This is a genomic window from Glaciecola sp. KUL10 (assembly GCF_003203515.1).
Taxonomy (GTDB): domain Bacteria; phylum Pseudomonadota; class Gammaproteobacteria; order Enterobacterales; family Alteromonadaceae; genus Glaciecola.
Genome location: NZ_BGNG01000006.1, coordinates 259073 through 278804 on the forward strand (window position 1 = coordinate 259073; position 19732 = coordinate 278804).

A 19732-nucleotide genomic window follows, 5' to 3' on the forward strand; every position below is an offset into this window, starting at 1 on the left:
TTGTGATGAGCCATAGCATTGTAAGGGCTGATATTCATATCAAAGGCGTTGAAGGTGAGCTATTGAATAGTCTCGAGATTTATAAGAAGCAGATTAGCTTTCCTGACAATGAAAACCTTACCGAACTCAGCGTTACCAAATATCAGAATGAATTAGAAGCTTCGTTAACCAAAGGGCTTCGCGCATTCGGATATTTTATGCCTCGCTTCGAATATTCTTCAGATTCATTAACGGTGTGGCGTTCAGATGATATCGACTTGAACGTAGTCGCGGGGCCACAAGCCACTATTAAACATTTTGACTTCAAAAATGACCTAGGCTTTGATTTCAAAAAGCCTTTAGCAAGCCAATTTAAGGATAAAATCTCAATACCTCAACGGTTGATTGATCAGCTGTCAAATACGCAAAGTAACTTACTCAATAAGCCCCTTGTTTCTAATGTCTATGAGACACAAAAATCTGTTTTGCAATCAATAGCGGTTTCTTTGGGGTATTTTGACTTCCATTGGGTTAACCATGAAATACAGGTAGAAGCCAAAAAAGCCAAAGCATCTGTTATTTGGGAAATTCAATTTGGCAAGCGCTACCAATTTGGTGAACTAAGCTTCATCGCCGAAGACCGAGGTGCTGAACTTGTTGAATCTGTTAAGCAGTTCAAAACTGGCGATTGGTTTTCACAAGCTGAATTAGCCAAGTTCACACAACGAGTTCGTCAAACGGCATACTTTGATAGTGTTATCGTTAGGCCAAATAAAGAAAAAAAGACCTTTGTAAACAATCAGCCTCAAGTCCCTATCGAATTGATACTAAAGAGTAAACCTAAGGATGCTTTTAGATTTGGAGTTGGGTTCGCAACTGACACTGGGGCACGGGTCACGACTAATTGGCAACGCCCATGGGTGAATTTGCGCGGTCATAGCGTCAGCAGCTCGATGTATTTATCAAGACAGGAGCAGACCTTCGATCTTGGGTACACCGTGCCAATGGCTAACCCATTAAATGATTTTTTAAATTTCAATTTGGCGCAAAACGCATCAGTGAAAACCAAACCGAAAGTCGTATTTATACCCTTGCTCTACAACGCCAATTGGGTGCTAAGCAAGAAAACGATTGGAACAAAGTCATCAGTATTAAATACGAGCGCGAAGACTTCACGCAAGGCTTTGCTGAGCAGCAACAAAGTGAATTATTAGTACCCGGTTTTTCACTCAATCGCGTACGCAAAAATGACGATATCTTTGTGACCAATGGTGATAGACAACTAGCAACCATTGAAGGTGCATCAGATGCGTTGTTGTCTGATATTAATCTGGCAAAGATTACCCTGAGCACTAAATGGATTAGAACCTTTGACAAACATCGTTGGATCGCAAGAGCTGATGTGGGTGCGCTGACCTCAAGTGATTTTGAATCAGTGCCGTCATCTTTGCGCTTTTTTGCTGGTGGAGATCAGAGTATCCGAGGATTCGGCCTAGATGAGTTAGGCCAAACTAGGCTTAATGAAAATGGCAAACTTGAGCTGATTGGCGGGCGATATTTAAACGTTGCCAGTATCGAATACGCGTATTCTGTCAGTGATAAATGGCGGGCAGCAATCTTCGCAGACGCAGGCGGTGCAAACGCAAAATTTGCTGACGAAATTGCAAAGGGTTTTGGCGCAGGCGTGCATTGGCTTTCACCCGTTGGCACGATTCGCTTATACCTTGCTCGCGGGATCAGTGGGACAGAGAGAAACTGGCGAGTGCATTTCAGCATAGGGCCAGGCTTATGAGTGTGTTTGTAAAGTTAACAAAATGGATTGGTCTTACCTTTTTGGCTTTATGCTTGATTGTGTTGTTGGCAATCGGTTTCGTGTTGTCGCCAATGGGTACTCAATCTCTAATTTCTATTGCTAACGATCAAGTTGAATCACTAAATATTGAATATCGGTCTGGTGGTTTTTTGGGAACCATAGCGCTCGATAGTTTAAGTTTCAAAGATCAAAGCGCGTTTATCGATGTAGCCGATGTTGACATGACGCTCTCTTTTGCATGCTTATTTTCGATGCAAGTGTGTATTGATAATTTAAGTTTTAAACAAATCGATTTGGTTATTGCCTCATCAAAAGAAGAGGTCGACAAAAATGAGGCGATTAATAGTCTTATCAAAAGCCCAGTGCTTTTCTCGCTCGATAATTTAGCGTTTTCAAAGCTAAGGGTTTACCAATCTCCTTTGCAAGTATTAGATAGCAAAGAAGTGAAACGCTTGCAAAACCTTGAAGATCCGAGCGTCGTTATTGATAACTTTGATGTTTCGCTAAGCTTTTATGAAACACTTTCTCTTACCCGATTAAATCTTGAAAACTTAGTGATGATTAACTCGCCACCTGCGGCCGAACCACCCAGTGCTAAGCAAGATGATCAAGACCCAGCCTCAATGATTAAAGCGCTGCTTAAAAACCTTGAATATCAATACCCAGGTCTGAGGATACCTAGCGTTTATGTACCTATTCATTTTGAGTTAAGTAATATCAACATCACGTCAATCTGTGTTGATGTAGATGAAGTGTGCTTGCAGGGAGTGGAACTTGAAGCCAAGCACTTTGAACAATCAATAGAAATGGCTCTGGGCTTAAGTGCTATTCAGACTGAGGTTCAAACCACTAATGATAGCCCGAACATTAGCAGCGAAATCATCAGTGATTTGACTAATTTAAAACTAGTATTGACGACCCATTTAGACGAAAACTTCGATACTCGTTTGACAGTCTCTGCCGATTCAAAACGTTACGACAAGCTCAGTTTAAGCGCTTCAATGGATATAAACCGCTTGGATTTAGAGGCTAGCAAAGGCGCTTCGAATAGTGTGATTGCCACACTCAAAGGCGATGTTGATATTGAGAGCAAACAGTTACCACTTGACCTTAAAATCAACATCTTCGATTTGCCATATAGCTTAAATTCGTTTGCTAACAACAAACAAGTTGAAAGTCAGATAAATATGATCGCAAAGGGGTCGCTTGAACAATATGAGCTAGCCCTATCAACCAAAAATATTAGTCTTAAAGAATTTGAGCTGAATAAACTCACCACCAATATTGGTTTGCAACAGAATCAACTGACACTAGATAAAATCAAGCTCGACGCTTTATTCAAACAAGCAGCAGTGGTTGCTAAAGGTGCTTTCAGTATCGATGCTGAAGGCCTCATTAAGGCCAATGATTTTGAACTAAATGCCAAGCATTTCATAGCCTCCGCGAATGGAACGGGGCACATCTTTGATAAGCATTTAACAGCGGATAAGCCTTCAAACATCAAACTTTTGGTGAAGGTTGATGACATCAATTATTTTGTCCCAAACATAAATGGGAGCATTGACTTGAATACACAAGTCGAGTCGCCTCTGTTAACACCTAAATTAAGCTTTGATTTTGTTGCTAACGCGCTTGAAAGTGAAAACGTGTCGCTTGAATCACTTGGTGCCAAAGGTAATGTTAATTTACTCAATAAATGGGCTAGCAAACTAAGTTTGGATGTCAGCGGCTTAAATGCTAATGAAATAGATATTCCAACGATGAGTATCTCATTAAATGGAAATGAAAAAACGCAAAGCTTGCTCATTTCAATACCTGATGGGGATGTGAAAACGCAACAATCCTTTGTCGGCGAATTTGTTTACCCGCAAGGCCAGAACGAGACTCTGCTAGATAGCTTGCCGACTAAATGGGTGGGCAACTGGCAGCAAAGCTCGCTTTCTTTCGAGTCGTTAAACATAGTCAGTAGTGACGTAACGCCAATTCAAATTGATATTGAAGGCCAAGCTTTTAGTTTGGAAAAAAAGTGTTGGAAACAAAGCGAAGTTATCTCACTTTGTGCAGAAGCGACGGAGGTAAGTGGTCAAAGTGGTGTTGCAAAAATCGATACCCAATTAGATGTGATGGCTTTACTACCCTTGTTAAATCAGCCAGATTTAATGGCACAAGCCAATCAATACCTAGATCTATCAACGACTGAGTTCGTGTTGAACAGTGATTTAGACCTGACTTGGAACGATAGTAAAAGGCCAAGCGTTAATCATCGCCTAATTGCGCAAAACATATTGTTATCAAAAAATCAGAAAACGGCGACGCTAGATAATTTATCAATAACAAATCAATTAGCGTCAGGTGGGCTGACATCCGAAGTCCTTATGACCAGTAGCGACCTCGGTAATTTGGCGTATGCAGGCCGAATATTTGATCACCCTGCTGATAACACCTCAGCTTTTAGTCAGCATCAAGGCTCACTTACCTTGAGTGATCTTACCTTAGCCAAAATCAGCAATTTTATTCCACAATTAGAGCGAGTAAACGGGATAATCAATGCTGAACTATCAATAAAAGAGAGCTTAGATAAGCCTGCTATTTTTGGCGATATGAGCATACAAAATGGTGAGCTATTACTAGCGGATATGCCGGTCAAATTATCAGATTGGCAACATGAAATAAACTTCAAGGGTAGGAAAGTCGACAGCCAAGGCGAATTTCACCTGGGTACTTATAACAAAGGCGGCAAAGGCAAACTCACTGCCTCGGTAGATTTTAACGATGCATTCTTACTAGATGGCACACTATCTGGTGACAGACTTGAGTTTGAATATGAAAAACATCATCTAACTTTAAGTCCTGATTTAACATTTAGTGTTTCTCCATCGCTCATCAAGCTATTTGGGGATATAGATGTGCCAATGGCTAAAATCGTGATAGAAACGCTGCCCGAAGGTGCGCCTTCCCCATCTAAAGATATCATTGTGGTCGATCAAGAAGAGGTAGCGCTAGCGTCTGGGCCAGACTTGATTGCAAACCTCAATATCACGATTGATAGTGATAAAAACAAAGATGTCAAACTAGAAGCCTTTGATCTGAAAACATCACTTCACGGTGACTTGAATCTGCGCATGATAAATTCAGACTTAAATTTAGTCGGTAAAGTTAATCTGCTAGATGGAGAATATAAAGCGTATGGTCAGGCTTTAAGTATCCAGCAGGGCGAAATTAGTTTTACAGGACAACCCGATATCCCCAATTTGGATATACGAGCGGTTAGAAACCCCTTGTATACTGCAGATGATGTGGTGGCGGGTATTAGTGTCACCGGCACCAGTATCAACCCCAGTGTCGCACTGTTTTCAGAGCCTGAAATGGATCAAGTTAAGCAGTTATCCTATTTGTTGACTGGGCAAGACTTTGATAAACCTGGTGAGTCACAAGACGCAAATACTCAACTGGTCAACACATTGGTGAGTTTTGGCGTCGGTCGAAGTGAAAATGGCATCGGGCGACTCGGGCGTAAACTGGGTGTCGATAACCTCAACTTACAAGCCGCTGGCGTCGGCGAAGACACCCAAGTGCAAATAAGTGGTCGCTTGTCAGATAAAATTCAAATCTCATACGGCTTGGGTGTATTTGATTCGGTCAGCGAAATCAAATTACGTTATGACTTGCTCCCTGATGTATACTTAGAAGCAGTCAGCGGTATGCAAAACGCACTGGATTTGTACTACGAAATTGAGCGGCAATAAAGCCATTTGATGCGCTTGGTTTAGATACTGACATGATTTTACAATATGTCGAGCAAGCTAAAGCATATTTAGATACACCCGAAGGACAGTCTGCAAAAGAAATGCTTGAACAGGCTTTTGGTAATTTAAGTCTTTAGTTTCTCAAAGCACCAAAAATAAATGAATGGGATGAATCCGAATACAAGCGCCATCCCATTTCTTTTTTTGTACATAGTATTTTTTAGCTACCTAACACTGGTGCTCAAACTCTTTTACTGGCTCAGCGACCATTGGGCTAGCTTCGTATTTCCCTTTAAAGTACCAAGCAATGAGCATATGCCTGTTTCGCAAGTTCAGTTTGCGATAAATATTTGCGCAGTGAAATTTCACGGTTCTTTCACTAATAAACAATTCGTTTGCGATTAGTTTATTAGGTAATCCCTCGATAATTTTCATAGCAATTTGCTGTTCACGTTTTGATAATAAATTTAATTTAAAATCCATATATTAATACATCCTTTTAGTATTGTGGTTAGTGTTGTTGTACCTGCTGTTGAGTGAAATAAGTGCCGGTAACCTCTATTGCTTTACCTTGCTTAATTTCGATTACCTTGTCCGCCAGACGAATACTCTCTTGTCGGTGGGCAATAATAATTTTGCTGATTTGAAGTTGTTTTAAATGCTCGTTGATACGGATCTCTGTCGGGCTGTCTAAATGACTTGTTGCTTCATCGAGCATGAGAACCTTGGGTTGCTTATAGAGGGCGCGAGCAAGTAATAAACGCTGACGTTGACCTCCGCTTAAGCTGTCCCCCATATCACCTATTAGTGATTCGTATTGCATGGTCATTTGCATAATATCGTCGTGAAGACAAGCTATGTGCGCCATTTTGACGACTTGTTCGATATTGACCTTTTCGTCAAAATCACTGATGTTTTCTAGAATACTGCCATTGAGTAACTGGTCTTCTTGCAGCACTGCGGCGATGCCGTGAGTATGTCGATTATGCGGTTTAAGGCTGTGCCCAGAATATGCGACCTGACCACTATTTGGCTGAATAAGCCCTAATAGGCATTGCATCAGTGTGCTTTTGCCACAGCCACTTTTGCCAACTAATGCAATACTCTGTCCAGGTTCAATGCTAAACGAAACTTCATCTAATACATTGGCTGCCTCACTTGAGTATGCGAAGCTTAGGTTTTCAACCTTGAGTAGCGGTTCATTGGCATGAATGGGGACAATATTTGAATAGTCTTCGGCGACTTTTTCTTCACTTGAGAACTCTGGCGCTGTTTTAACAATATCTGAAAGGCGCGACAGGTGCACATCTAGCATTTTAAATTGTATGAACATATTGATGAGCCCATCGCATGCTCCGATAAAGCGAGACTTGTAACTCATAAACGCAAACAGCATGCCTACTGTCAGAGCATTGTCCAATACCAAGAGTGCCGCGATAAACACCACTACCAGATTTTCAATACCAAATAGCGCTTTGTTTACAGAGTTGAGATTGATCGTCCAAGCAGCGATACGAATATCTTTGTTTAACGCGAGCGTTAAGCGATTACTCCATTTTGCACTGCTATGCGCTTCTTTCGCGCTGAGTTTAACGGTTTTAATCGCTCTGACTGTCTGCATAAAGTAAGCATTTTCATTTGCATATAGCTGAATAGATTCTTTACTCAGGCGTTGCATGGGGGTAAAGCAAATCCATCTAATCAGCGCATAGGCAAGCACAACTGCAATCACTATCAATGTGAGTTTGATTGAGTAAAGCGCCATGACGATCAGCGTGACGATTGCCATCAAACCATCTATAAATGCGGTGACGATACCAGACGTAATTAACTCACGAACACTTTGTAAGGAGGTAAAACGACTGACAATATCGCCCATGTGGCGTTGGTTAAAGTAAGCGGTAGGCAGTTTAAGCAGATGTTCAAACACACCAGACGAGAGTGTTAAGTTTAATCGACTGGCAAAGTGCAAGCCGATCTTTTCTCGCATATATTGCGTGATAATTTCAAATATGAGCAGTAATCCAAAGCCTAAGGCTAAGACTTTTAGCAATGCTTTGTCATTGTCCACCACAACTAGGTCAATGACCGATTGCATGTAAAATGGACCTGCGATTAAGCTTGCCTGCAATAGAATCGACAAACCCAACAATAATAAGAGGTGTCGTTTTAGTCCTGTGACGTTTCGGATGAAATGCGATAAGGACAGTTTTTCACTGGCTTTTATTTTCTCAAAAGCGGGGCTAGGTGACAGTTCAAGGGCGATCCCCGTAAAGTGTTTACTTAGCTCTTCAAAAGCGATATCCCGCTTGCCCATTGCTGGGTCGATGATAGTCACTTGAACTTTCGTAACGCTAGTCAATACAACAAAGTGGTTAAAATCCCAATGAATAATGGCAGGAAGGCTGAGTTTATTCAGTTCATCCATGTCGAGTTTTAAGGCTCTAGAACTCAGGCCGATCTCCAGCGCTTGTTTCATTAATTGCTTTAAGTTCACCCCGTCGTTACTGAGTTTCAGCTGCTTGCGGATTTCATCAAGGCTTCTTTCATCACCATGAAAATTGGCAATCATGGTTAAACAAGCTAATCCACACTCACTGCTTTCGGCTTGTAATACCAATTTGACTCGCCTGCGCCACGAAAAATTGAGAGATGCTAATGACATATCAAAGCGCTCCCTTTAGGCGATAAATCGGAGCGAGCAACCATTCGATGATGTTTCGGTCATCTAGTTTGACACTGGCTTCAAAGGTCATGCCGTGCTTAAACCCCACTGACCTGCCATCAACTTTGATGCCGGTCTGTTTTAGTTGGACAAGGGCTTCAAATACAGGTTGTTGATAACCTAAGGGATTAGCCGGTAACTCATCGGGCATTAATACGCTTTGGCTGACTTGAGTCAGTTGGCCTTCAATCGCGCCGTATTGTTGGTATGGAAAGGCATCTAGCCTAATAGTGACAGTTTGATCGTGTTCGATTAAACCAATTGAAGCAGATGGAATATACAGCTTGGCCCGATGCTGCTGGCGCTCGCCCAATATCTTTAAAAGCGTTTTGTGTTTACTTAAATCACTTCCTTGGTAAACCTGTAACGCGCTTACTTTACCTGCTTTTGGCGCATAAACGGTATATTCATTGTTTTGAGAGTGTGAAGCTAATTCTAGTTTTAAGTTGTTTATCGTTGCTTGTTGTTCAAGTTCGAAGTTATTTTGTGTGTGTTCTAGTTGGGCAATGGTTTGCTCAACAGCATTGATGTTTTGCGCAGTTGTTAATAGCTCAACTTGTATTTGACGCTCGCGCATTTCCATTTCAGCGAGCTTTTGCATGTGAGTATCGAGCGTTTGTTGAGTTAATAGCCGGTCACTTACTAGTGCTGAATAATTAGTGGATTGTTGGCTCATTACTTTAATTTGCTCAGTTAGTAAAGTATGTTGCTCTCTCAATAAATCCTCAGCACTCAACAATCGCTTTAGATGCGCGTTTTGATGAACAATATCGTTTATTGTCTTGGCTTCATGTCGGGCCAACAGCATTCCCACATTTTTTATCCTAGCTTCAAGCGTTATTCTGTTTTGTTGAAGAAGCTCGTCTCCTTGCATAAAAGCTTGGGTGCGTTTGATTTTTAGTAGGGCTTGATTTTTCTCAACTAGCTCACCGTCTTTTACTAGTACTTCAGACACTAAACCACTGGCTTCAAAGTGATTAACACTGTGGATACCTTCTGGGCTGATTATCCAGCCCTTTACTTTAACTTTATTGGCAAATGAACTATTGGCGAGTGCAACCATGCCCGCGCCAAACATTGAAAAAAGTGCTAGGCTCACCAATATGTGTTGTCGCTTAGGTAACAAAATAGCGGTGCCAAGTTTATCGCTTGATTGGTAGTCAATCGCTTCCTTGCGATACAGTGTTTGTTGTCTCTGCACATTTCATCCTTTTGTCAAAGCTAAGTGCTGAGATGACAGCACTCAAGTTATGCATCCAGACTAGTGTTGGAATGAAAATGAGTCTTTTCTATATGAGACACTGGGTTTTCTGTATGAGACAAAATGAAAGGTGTTGAAATAGAAAAGTACTTTTTGTCAGGAACCGAAGGTCAGCTGGTCTTGAAGTTGTTAAAGACCGGAAAGAATGCTTATTCTTTCCAAGTCATAAACTGAGTTAGGATAAAAACTCAATAGATATCTACGGTGAACTGATTAGGTATCTGGTGTCATGTGGTAAAAGCATAATTTGTTGCCATCTAAATCGTATACATATGCCCCATAAAAAAATGGAAAGCGCTGCCCTGGCTCACCTGCATCACTCGCACCTAATTCAATAGCCTTTTTATATAAAGTGGCTGCTCCTTCTGCTGAACCTCCTGGGATAGCAATCATTTGACCGTTTCCGCAGGTTTGTTCCCCTTCATTAGCTGGAATACAAACAGCAAGCATTGCACCACCATTCTCAGTGCCATAAAACTTTATCCTATCTAGCGCCATAAGCTGCTTGCCCCCAACTAAGGCAAGTAGTCCATCATAAAAAGTAACCGCTTTGTCTAAATTTTTTGTACCAATCGTTGAATAGCCAATCATCGTATTTCCTCATTGTTTAACTTATTGTGAGCCAATTATTGGTAATATTATCTACCTATCGATAGGTAGTCAAATTGTATTTATCTCTTTTACATTTACAAATTCAAGGGAGCTATATATTCTGAGCTCAGGTATCTATAGGTAGATAGGCTTGCCGAGTAATCCAAACTAGTGAGTCGAAAGTTTTAGCGGAAGAGGTACAAAAATGTCTAAAAAGTTAGCGCTCTTGCAGATTGCTGAGCAAAAAGTGCGTATCGGCGGATACAATAACTTTAGTTTTCGAGAGTTAGCCGATGAAATTGGAATAAAGAGTGCTAGCGTACACTACCACTTTCCAACTAAGGCCGATTTAGGGGCGGAGTTAGCCAAAAATTATACTGAAAGTTTTCTTGAGTCGTTGGGCGATCCTAAAATCTTGCACCAAAATGCTATAGATCCGGTCAAGGCTTATGTGGAAAAATTCAAAACGGCTTTAATTAAAGATCAAAAGATGTGTCTTTGTGGCTTATTAGGTGCAGAAATTGATGGATTACCGGATAAGGTTAAAACAGAAACAAAACGATTTTTTGAGCGCAATATTAATTGGTTGACTCAGGCTCATATCGTCAATGGTGCCGTCAATAATAAAGAAGCAGCTGATAAGGCGATTCATACCTTATCACTCTTGGAAGGAGCATTGATGATTAGCAAAACACTCGATGATCAATCTGTTTTTGAATCTGCTCTTAGCCAAACGAATGCTTTTTAACGCGTTGAATTTGCGCTTCAACCTCTCTGATATGGCCGGTTTTGCACCATACGCGAGCTCCATTTTTTCCGGCTTTCATCTCGATGCGGTGATCAATAGGTTGTCTTAACCAGCTAGACTGCCTCAATGCATCACCTGATTCTTCTATTTCACCTTCCATAACATATAATTCTGCCCCGTTCGGTACGTCCATGGAGAGCACTGCATCGGCCTCTAAATCTATCATGGATACTTGTTCTATCGCATCTTTGTACAATGGTGTGATCGATACTCCCAGCCAATCTTTAAGAGGGACAGAAAACATACGATCCGTGCGCAAGCGAACATGAGTAGAGTCATCAGGCTCAAATTGCCAAAGTTTAACCAAAATAACACAACCATTATCTGAGCGTGGCGTGTGGCTGGAGCCGGGGGGGTTACGTATGTAGGAGCCTGTCGGGAAATCGCCGTGCTCATCCTGAAATACGCCTTCGATCACCACGAATTCTTCACCACCGGTGTGAACATGCGAAGAAAAAGTGCTCCCTGGAGCATACCTCACAATAGTGGTTGCTCTGGCAACTTCGTCACCCACTCTGTCTAACGGTCTGCGGTCGACTCCTTGCATGGGTGAAGATACCCAATCCAAATCTGCACTATGTACAATCACACGTTTATCAAAGTCTGAATTAATTTTCATTTTAGTTTCGCCATAACATAATATTACCTACCTACTGATAGGTAATATTATTGGTTAGGTAGGGGGAAAAGTCAAATGTCATTTCTGGAACTAGATACTATTGCTAATTGCGTATGTCGCTTGAACGCTATTTTGACTAGAAAACGGTAACAAAAAAGGGCGTATTAAAATACGCCCTTGTGATAATCACTGTTTGATTAATGCACCCAATGATACATATGCGCTTTCGCTTCCATTTCTTGCTTGGTTTGCTCAGGCATAAATTGTTTGTTATCGCTTTCAAAGAAGAACGGATGACGTTTATCTTTGCTGCCAACTTCGTTCATCGTCGCTGCTTCAAAGACGCGTCCATTGATAATAGTATGGCTGACGTACTCACTGCGTTTAATATCGCTTAACACATCACCATCAATAATCACCATGTCAGCTAGTTTACCGACTTCAATACTGCCTAGGTCTTTGTCCATGCCTAAGTGACGTGCGCCGTCGATAGTGCCGCCGCGAAGAGCTTCAAATGCACTAAAGCCACCTTGATGCATGATCCATAGTTCCCAGTGTGCGGCCAGGCCTTCGCGCTGACCGTGGGCACCAATATGCACACCAACACCATTGTCTCTGAGTTCTTTTGCATACTCGGCCACTGCAACGTGGTTGTATTGTTCATCAGGTGCGGTAGGACGTCTTATTGAACGACGGTCGACAATAAAGTGTGGGGTATAACGCATGAGCCGTTCGTTTTTCCAGACTTCAGTACGGTCATAAAAATACTCTTCGCCCATTAGGCCACCATAAGACACCACAAATGTTGGGGTATAGCCAAACTTCGTGGCTTTCCATAATTGCGTTAAATCGTCGTAGCCTCTTTCGATCGGTAAGCTATGCTCTAACCCCGTATGGCCATCGACCAACATCGAAATGTTTTGTTGGAATTTACCGCCGCCTTCTGGCACTACCATCATTTCTTGTTTTTTCGCCGCTAGTAGAACTTGCTGTCTTTGATCACGTCTTGGTTGGTTGTAACTTTTAACAGAAATTGCACCAAGGTCTTTTAAACGTTGAACATGGTAGTAGGCATCATCATAGTCATTAATGATCGCTTTATAACCCAATGCCTCAGCACCGTATAAAATTGTACCGGTTGAATAAATACGAGGAGCAACGCGCTTACCTGCTTTTTGAAGTTCGCCAGCCGCCATGATTTCAGTCGTGTCGTTAGAGGGATCATGGATTGTGGTCACACCAAAGGCTAGGTTTGAGTATTGGCTCCAATTTTGTTGAGGAATAATCTCGCTTCTACCTTGTGCTCCGTGAGCATGAGTATCAATTAGCCCAGGGATAATCGTTTTACCGCTTGCATCAATGTTTGTTGCATCACTTGGAATTTCGATTTCACCTGCTTTACCGACCGCTTCAATGCGGTTGTTTTTGACAATCACTACGCCGTTTTCGATGACTTCTTGTGTGTTGTCGGCATCGCGCATGGTGACCACTTTTCCGCCTGTGATTGCTAAGAAGTGATCAGGTTTATCTGATTTTTGCTTAAAGCTTAAATCAATCCCCGTGTTTGTTGGTTCAGGTAATTCAGCATCTGTATCCGCTAAAAACGCGAATGCTTCATCAAGGCTTCTTTCGAAGTATCTTGGGCCATGTGACCAACCAACTGAATTATTTTCGGCAGACCATGTCATGTAGTTACCCGCGCGTGCTGACAGCTGTTTTACGGGGAGTGAACTCATTTTCGGGCCGATATTTATCTGCTTGCCGTTATCAACAAACGGTGCGACGAAGGTATTGTATTGGTGAACAAAAGCGACCCATTTTTTATCGTGAGAAAGTCTGTACTCGCTGACTTTATCGCCGCCATACAGATGTGTGCGTTTATCTTCGCCTCGCAAGTTTACAGAAGAAAACTGCGTTTCAGGGTAGGGCTTACCACTGACTGATTCGGTAAAGTAGACACGTGTGTTATCGCCGCTAAAATGCGGTTCAAAACCAGATTTTGCAACACGCGTTGTTTGCTTTTCATCAAGGTCAAGCACGTATAAACCCGGCTCAACAGAGTTAGTTGGGTCGAGCAAGTAGCCGCCCGTAAATTTGCGATAGGCGATTAGCTCAGCATCAGAAGAAAAACTAGGTTCAATATAATGACCTTTGCTGGTACTGACTATTTTTCCTTTGCCACCACGAGCCGAGATCACGCGAATGTCACCTAACGTTTGATCATTCCATGTGGTGTAAACTATTTTTTTGCCGTCATTCGAATAACGCGGATAGTATTCATCGTGGTCATTTTGTTTCGTCAGGCGCTTTGATTTACCTGATTTGATGTCTTTTACATACAGTTTGCCAAGTGCCTGAAACAAAATTTGCTTACCGTTTGGTGATTTTTGTGCCCACCGAATGGCTTTTACATCAAACTCGTCAGGCGATACATCAACAGGAAAGCGCAAAGCATCAGCGTATTTCATTTCAGTTTTAACACTGACATCAATCGTGCTTATATCTTTTGAATCAACATCAATTTTATGAAACTTACCGCCAGTCCAGAACATGATTTGTTTTGAGTCAGGTGTCCAATCAAAGTAAGCAAAGTATCCTTCGGTACCGAAACCTTCTTGCATGTCTCGTTCAAGCCCTAAAAACAATGCCGTTTCATCACCTGTTTTTACATCTTTTAAGAACAGTCCCGTGTTTTCTTTCACGCGTCTGATAAACGCAATGTGCTGTCCGTCTGGGGAAGGGGTGGGCACAACTGCGCCGCCTGTGCCTGAAATGTATCTTTCTTCTTCACCATTTTCGCGATCAAAGCGCGTGATTGCGAAGATTTGTTTAAGCGGATCGCGGTTATAGCTAAATCTTGAAGTACCTGTGATGTCTTGGGTGTAATAGATGTATTTTCCGTCAGCAGAAAAAATAGGATCGGCTATATTGTTTTGGTCGCGTTTACCGTGCACACGCTCTTTTATCGCTAGCCCGTCGCCGCCGCTTTTATGGTACATCCAAATCTCACCTGCTGGAATGCTTCGGCTAGACATAATGCCTTTCGTTACTAGCAAGTATTCACCATCGGGAGACCATTTTGGCGCGTGTATTAAATACTTCTTTTCTTTGGTGATTTGGCGAAGATTTGTGCCATCGATATTCATCACCCAAACATTTGAAAGACCGTCTCTATCAGAAATAAAAGCTACTTCTTTGCCGTTGGGGCTCACCGCAGGATGAATGTTCCAAGCAAAGTCTTGTGTTAATGCAGTTGCTTCACCGCCATTAGTGCTGGCGATAAATATATCCCCTAACATATCAAATACAAATTGCTTACCGTTAGGCGTGATATCAAGGCTAGACCATGTAGTTTGGTCTGTCTCGATAGATACCGTCTTGAGGTCAAAAGGCGGGTTCAATACATCCCATTCCTCATATGGCTTTGTTTCTTTTGTGGGGGGCTGCTCATCATTTGCTAAGGTAAGCGTTGAATGGCTGAATAATGAACCAACGATAAACGCGCTGGTTATTATCCGCGAGAGTTTTCGGATACTTGTTGTCATTAGGTTTCTTCTTATTTTAAGACTGATTTTGTTCAGTTATTATCACGCATGGCGAATGCTTCGCCATGGGGTATTTGTTGACTAGGCGTCCATAAAGGACACCGTTATTCACTAAGTTGAATAGAGTATGATAGTCAAGTGCACCCTACGATAATGGCTAATTTACTCCGGTGCAAGCGCAGCCCTGCTTTTGAGAGGCGTTATTTTGTTTACATTACTTCAGTCGTGTATTGTCTGTTGCGAATAGCATTATTAGAAGATGGCGCAATTTTTCCTAGCTCGTAAAGCGCTGGACCAGTGGGTTCTAATAGTACAAATTCTCTTTTACCTATTTTTATTGTTTTATCTTCTTTGCCTGGCTTCATCTTGATTCCTAATAAAGCGTGTCGAGGTAAAAATATCATCCGTACTTCTGCATTAGGTGCGTAGGCTTTTATAATACTGGCCATTAATGTCGACTTACTATCACAGTCTCCTCTGTTAGATATTATTAGTTCGCGCGGGGAAGCAAAACCAGCGCCATTTGAAGAAACTCTATCTTCCAATGTGTTGTATGGAATGCTTTGAATCCAACTTAAGGTAAAGTTAACGAAACCACGAAAATCGCTGGGGTTCTCTATGCTTTGTTTGATGGTTTGCGCAATGACTTTCGCACCTTCGATAGATAATTGCGCATATCGTCCATGGTCATGTTTGATCGTATCTTGGCCATAGTGGTTTTTGAACGTCAAATAAAAATTACTTTCCAAATAATCTTGTTGAATTTGCTTTTGCAGGTGACTGAGTTTTTCAGTTATTTCTTGCGCAAGGCCGGATTTACTGGCTGTTACACTAATATTGATTTGCGCCCCCTGCTGCTTGATATCTATCTTGGCAATTCTTGGGTCCACTGTTTTTGCATAGGTAAGTAAACCAGATTTAATAGCCCGTTGTGCTAATTGAGGACGATAAGCAGCACCAGTACTCGGCATCTCCTGAATGACATTGTTCTTGAGAACAAATTGAAGACTTTGCGAATCTTGATTGCTATCTTCCCATTTATAACTAAAAAGACGACTATCTTGCAGTGATTGCTGAGAAAAATACATCTGTTTTGCAATCGAGGGGTTAGTCAATGAGCAATACAGTATGCAGCAATAGAAAGTTGCTTTTAGCAAACGCATAGTTAACGTCGATTATAGATAAATGATTGTTGTTAATGGTTATCGGTAGCGCTATGCGTTTGCGTTAGTAAGAATTATTGATTAAACCAATTGAGCTTTTTGTGTAATTCAACCACGCTGCCAACAATAATAAGTGTGGGTGGTTTCATTTTAGATGTTTCTGGATCTTGCGTAATGTTAGCGAGTGTGCCTGTCAGGACCTTTTGCTCTTCTCTGGTAGCTGCTTGGACAAGCGCAATCGGCATGTCAGGAGACATACCATTTTCAATCAATTTGTCGCAAATAATAGGCAGGCCGGTCAACCCCATATAAAAAACGAGGGTTTGGTTGTTTTGAACCAGGGCAGGCCAGTTCAGATTAATCGTATTGTCACGCAAATGGCCAGTCGTAAAAGTGACAGATTGTGCATGGTCACGATGGGTTAATGGAATGCCTGAATAACTTGCTGCCCCAGTAGCCGCGGTAATTCCAGGTACGACTTGAAAATCAACGCCATGTTCAATAAGTGTTTCTATTTCTTCACCACCTCGACCAAAGATAAATGGGTCTCCACCTTTCAGTCTGACAACTCGATTTCCTTTTAAGGCTTCATTGGCTAACAGTTCGTTGATGTCTTCTTGAGGAATAGTGTGGTTACTTTTTGCTTTACCAACATAAATTTTTTCTGCATCTCTGCGGACTAACTCCAAAATTTCTGGCGAAACCAATCTGTCATAAACAACTACGTCTGCTTTTTGCATTAAGCGTAGCGCTTTGAAAGTAAGTAAATCTGGATCTCCAGGTCCAGCACCAACTAAGTAGACTTGACCAGCAGGCTTGTCACCATTTGCATAAGCAATAAGAGACTTATCTAGCTTCTGCTCGGCTAACTCATCGTTTCCGCTAAGTACGGCTTCACCGATATCACCATCAAGTACTTCTTCCCAAAAGTATCTTCTATCTGTAACAGAGCTTAACCCTTGTTTTACCTTGTCTCTAAACCTTTCAGAGAAGTTACCGAGCAGCTTCAGATTGGCAGGCAGCACACTTTCAAGTTTTTGACGAATGTAGCGCAAGAGCACCGGTGCAACGCCTCCGCTGCTCATCGCTATAATGATGGGAGAACGGTCTACAATTGAAGGGGTAATGAATTTACACAATGGCGTGTTGTCGACCACGTTTACAAGAATTCCGGCTGCATGTGCGATGTCATGTACATGTTGGTTAACGTTTTCATCATCAGTGGCGACAAATATCATTTGTTTGTGAGTAATATCAGTATCTTCGAATTTTCGATTGATCAGTGTTATTTGTGATGATTCATCTGCTAGGCGCTGAACCGTATCACTCACCCAAGGTGACACAATTGTAATTTTTGCAGGCGTTTTTAGCAGTAACTCTGTTTTTCTCGCTGCTACTTCCCCTGCTCCTACGACTAGGCAGTGGATGTGCTGGGCATCTACAAAAATTGGGAAGTACTTCATGATTGCTGAACCTTTGGACTTTATGGACGCATTATGCGGCTATGTTTTATTCATTTACAGCAATTTATTTCTAAATTATATAACTAAAAGGCATGAAAATAATTTGAGAACATGTGAGCTTGTCTAAATAGTTGATGAATAAGGTTAAATTATCCAAAAAAATTCCCGCTGAAAGCGGGAATTTTAATTATTATTTAGTCACGCTTTTTTCGTTTAGGAGGCGTGTCCGACCACTCTCTTATATTTAAGCGTTGGCCAGCCACTCTGGTTTTCGAAAGAGTGTCCTTTGTTTCTTTTGGCATACCTTTAGGTAAATCAACAGTTGTAAAATTGTCATAGATCTCAATTGCACCAATATTCTTGGAACTGATGTTCGCTTCGTTAGCGATAGCACCTACGATGTTTCCTGGTTTTGCACCATGCGTATGACCTACTTCAATTCTAAAGCGTTGCATGTTCTCATCAGGCGTGCTGCGTTGACGAGGGCCACGTTTACCACCTCTATCTCCACGTTCACCACGACCACGATCATTGCGTTCATTTCGACCTTGGCGTCTGCCATTTTCACGGTCAAAATTTGGCTTTGAATGAAGATCAGGGCGGTCTGACTCTTTCAATAATAGAGGTTCATCACCTTGTGCAACCTTGGCGAGTGCAGCCATAATGATGTCGGGGGATGCTTCGGTCTCTTCCATGATAGATTCAACAATTGGAATATAAGACTCGATTGATTCATCTTTGATAGCTTCTTTAATGCTTTCTTTGAAACGCTCTAAACGGGATTCATTTAGTTGTGAGATTGAAGGTATCTCCATCAACTCAATGCTCTGTTTTGTTGCTTTTTCAATTGAAAACAATAAACGTTTTTCGCGATGAGAAATAAATAGTATCGCGTCACCACTTCTGCCAGCACGGCCAGTACGACCGATTCGGTGAACGTATGATTCTGTATCGTATGGAATATCATAGTTGATTACGTGACTCACGCGTTCTACGTCTAGTCCACGCGCGACCACGTCAGTGGCAACCAAGATATCAATTGTACCTTGCTTTAATTTGTCTACGGTTCTTTCGCGGGCATTCTGTGGTATATCGCCATTGAGGGGCTCTACATCGTAACCGCGCGCAGTCAATTTATCTGCTAGCTCAACAGTTGCTGTTTTTGTTCTCACAAAAATGATAACACCGTCAAACTCTTCAACTTCCATGATGCGCGTCAGGGCTTCTAATTTGTGGTGTCCTGGGACTAAGCAATAGCGCTGTTTAATAGTGCTTGCAGTACTCACTTTTGACTTAATTTGAACGTGCTTGGGATCATTCAAATAGCGCTTAGTAATTTTTCTGATAGCCTCAGGCATAGTCGCAGAGAAAAGTGCAGTTTGCTTTTGCTCCGGTGCGTGACTCAAAATAAGCTCTACATCGTCAATAAAGCCCATGCGAAGCATCTCATCTGCTTCATCTAGCACTAAAAACTTTAGTTTATCTAGTTTAAGTGTCTTGCGTTTGATATGGTCAATAATACGACCTGGCGTACCTACGACTACTTGCACGCCTCGTTTCAATTGTCTAATTTGGTTGTCGTAAGATTGACCACCATAAACGGGGAGTACGCGAATTTTCTTTGAGAAACTAGCATATACTTGAAAAGCTTCGGCTACTTGTATGGCAAGTTCGCGAGTTGGTGCTAATACTAATAATTGAGTGAAGTTTTCTTCTGGATCAATATTAGCCAACATTGGGAGTGCAAACGCGGCAGTTTTACCTGTACCTGTTTGTGCTTGGCCTAATAAATCATGGCCATCTAAAAGTAATGGAATACTTTGAGCTTGAATGGGAGACGGCTTTTCATAGCCAACTTTTTCCAATGCCTGTAAAATTGGCGTTGGTAGATTGAGTTCTTTAAATGTAACATCGACTGTGTCGGTCATCGGGTATCCTGATAGACTGATGATAAGGGGCAAAGCAGAGAGGATGCGAGAGCCTTCGTAAAGGCGGCATTATAATGGAAATTTAGCAAGG

14 protein-coding genes are annotated in these 19732 nt (G+C 41.8%); 5 read left to right on the plus strand and 9 right to left on the minus strand.

Features of this window, described 5'->3' with window-relative positions; translation table 11 throughout:
• Window positions 1-5 precede the first annotated feature (5 nt).
• From KUL10_RS18640 to KUL10_RS12305, 4 genes are read left to right on the plus strand one after another with little or no spacing between them, the layout of a single operon-like run.
• Window positions 6-1193 carry an autotransporter assembly complex family protein gene (locus KUL10_RS18640; protein ID WP_158525380.1) on the plus strand — a complete coding sequence of 396 codons (1188 nt, stop codon included), beginning with the start codon at window positions 6-8 and terminating at the stop codon, window positions 1191-1193.
• Window positions 1088-1771 (plus strand): autotransporter assembly complex family protein, encoded by a 684-nt coding sequence (locus tag KUL10_RS12295; protein WP_158525381.1) that lies wholly within the window; start codon window positions 1088-1090, stop codon window positions 1769-1771. The genes KUL10_RS18640 and KUL10_RS12295 overlap by 106 nt, the downstream gene beginning before the upstream one ends.
• Window positions 1768-5538 carry a translocation/assembly module TamB domain-containing protein gene (locus KUL10_RS12300; RefSeq protein WP_110429226.1) on the plus strand — a complete coding sequence of 1257 codons (3771 nt, stop codon included), beginning with the start codon at window positions 1768-1770 and terminating at the stop codon, window positions 5536-5538. Before KUL10_RS12295 ends, KUL10_RS12300 begins: the two co-directional genes overlap by 4 nt.
• A complete protein-coding gene (locus KUL10_RS12305) occupies window positions 5535-5675 on the plus strand; it encodes a DUF2780 domain-containing protein (protein ID WP_255417694.1) in 141 nt (46 codons plus the stop codon). The genes KUL10_RS12300 and KUL10_RS12305 overlap by 4 nt, the downstream gene beginning before the upstream one ends.
• A 91-nt stretch (window positions 5676-5766) precedes the next feature.
• Here the strand turns inward: KUL10_RS12305 and KUL10_RS12310 are convergent, their stop codons facing one another.
• The 4 genes from KUL10_RS12310 to KUL10_RS12325 all read right to left on the minus strand — a co-directional run bounded on the left by KUL10_RS12310 (window position 5767) and on the right by KUL10_RS12325 (window position 10115).
• The gene (locus KUL10_RS12310) at window positions 5767-6021 is read right to left on the minus strand and encodes a response regulator transcription factor (protein ID WP_110429228.1); all 255 of its coding nucleotides are present in this window, start codon (window positions 6019-6021) and stop codon (window positions 5767-5769) included.
• 28 nt (window positions 6022-6049) lie between these two features.
• On the minus strand, window positions 6050-8203 hold the full coding sequence (locus tag KUL10_RS12315; RefSeq protein WP_110429229.1) for a peptidase domain-containing ABC transporter: 2154 nt from the start codon (window positions 8201-8203) through the stop codon (window positions 6050-6052).
• 1 nt (window position 8204) lies between these two features.
• The gene (locus KUL10_RS12320) at window positions 8205-9464 is read right to left on the minus strand and encodes an HlyD family secretion protein (RefSeq protein ID WP_110429230.1); all 1260 of its coding nucleotides are present in this window, start codon (window positions 9462-9464) and stop codon (window positions 8205-8207) included.
• Between the two features lie 273 nt (window positions 9465-9737).
• A complete protein-coding gene (locus tag KUL10_RS12325) occupies window positions 9738-10115 on the minus strand; it encodes a VOC family protein (RefSeq protein WP_110429231.1) in 378 nt (125 codons plus the stop codon).
• A gap of 205 nt (window positions 10116-10320) precedes the next feature.
• On the opposite strand from KUL10_RS12325, the gene KUL10_RS12330 reads away from it, so the two are divergent.
• A complete protein-coding gene (locus KUL10_RS12330; protein ID WP_110429232.1) occupies window positions 10321-10863 on the plus strand; it encodes a TetR/AcrR family transcriptional regulator in 543 nt (180 codons plus the stop codon).
• Here the strand turns inward: KUL10_RS12330 and KUL10_RS12335 are convergent.
• The 5 genes from KUL10_RS12335 to KUL10_RS12355 all read right to left on the minus strand — a co-directional run bounded on the left by KUL10_RS12335 (window position 10841) and on the right by KUL10_RS12355 (window position 19641).
• A complete protein-coding gene (locus KUL10_RS12335) occupies window positions 10841-11542 on the minus strand; it encodes a cupin domain-containing protein (protein WP_110429233.1) in 702 nt (233 codons plus the stop codon). The genes KUL10_RS12330 and KUL10_RS12335 overlap by 23 nt on opposite strands.
• Window positions 11543-11739: 197 nt before the next feature.
• Window positions 11740-15087: an amidohydrolase family protein gene (locus KUL10_RS12340; RefSeq protein ID WP_110429234.1), complete on the minus strand. Its 3348-nt coding sequence runs from the start codon at window positions 15085-15087 to the stop codon at window positions 11740-11742.
• A gap of 209 nt (window positions 15088-15296) precedes the next feature.
• Window positions 15297-16175: a hypothetical protein gene (locus KUL10_RS12345; protein ID WP_146216782.1), complete on the minus strand. Its 879-nt coding sequence runs from the start codon at window positions 16173-16175 to the stop codon at window positions 15297-15299.
• Window positions 16176-16324: 149 nt separating this feature from the next.
• Entirely contained in the window at window positions 16325-17713 is a 1389-nt protein-coding gene (gene cysG / locus KUL10_RS12350; RefSeq protein ID WP_110429236.1) for a siroheme synthase CysG, read from the minus strand.
• Window positions 17714-17907: 194 nt separating this feature from the next.
• The gene (locus tag KUL10_RS12355; RefSeq protein WP_110429237.1) at window positions 17908-19641 is read right to left on the minus strand and encodes a DEAD/DEAH box helicase; all 1734 of its coding nucleotides are present in this window, start codon (window positions 19639-19641) and stop codon (window positions 17908-17910) included.
• Window positions 19642-19732: the final 91 nt, after the last annotated feature.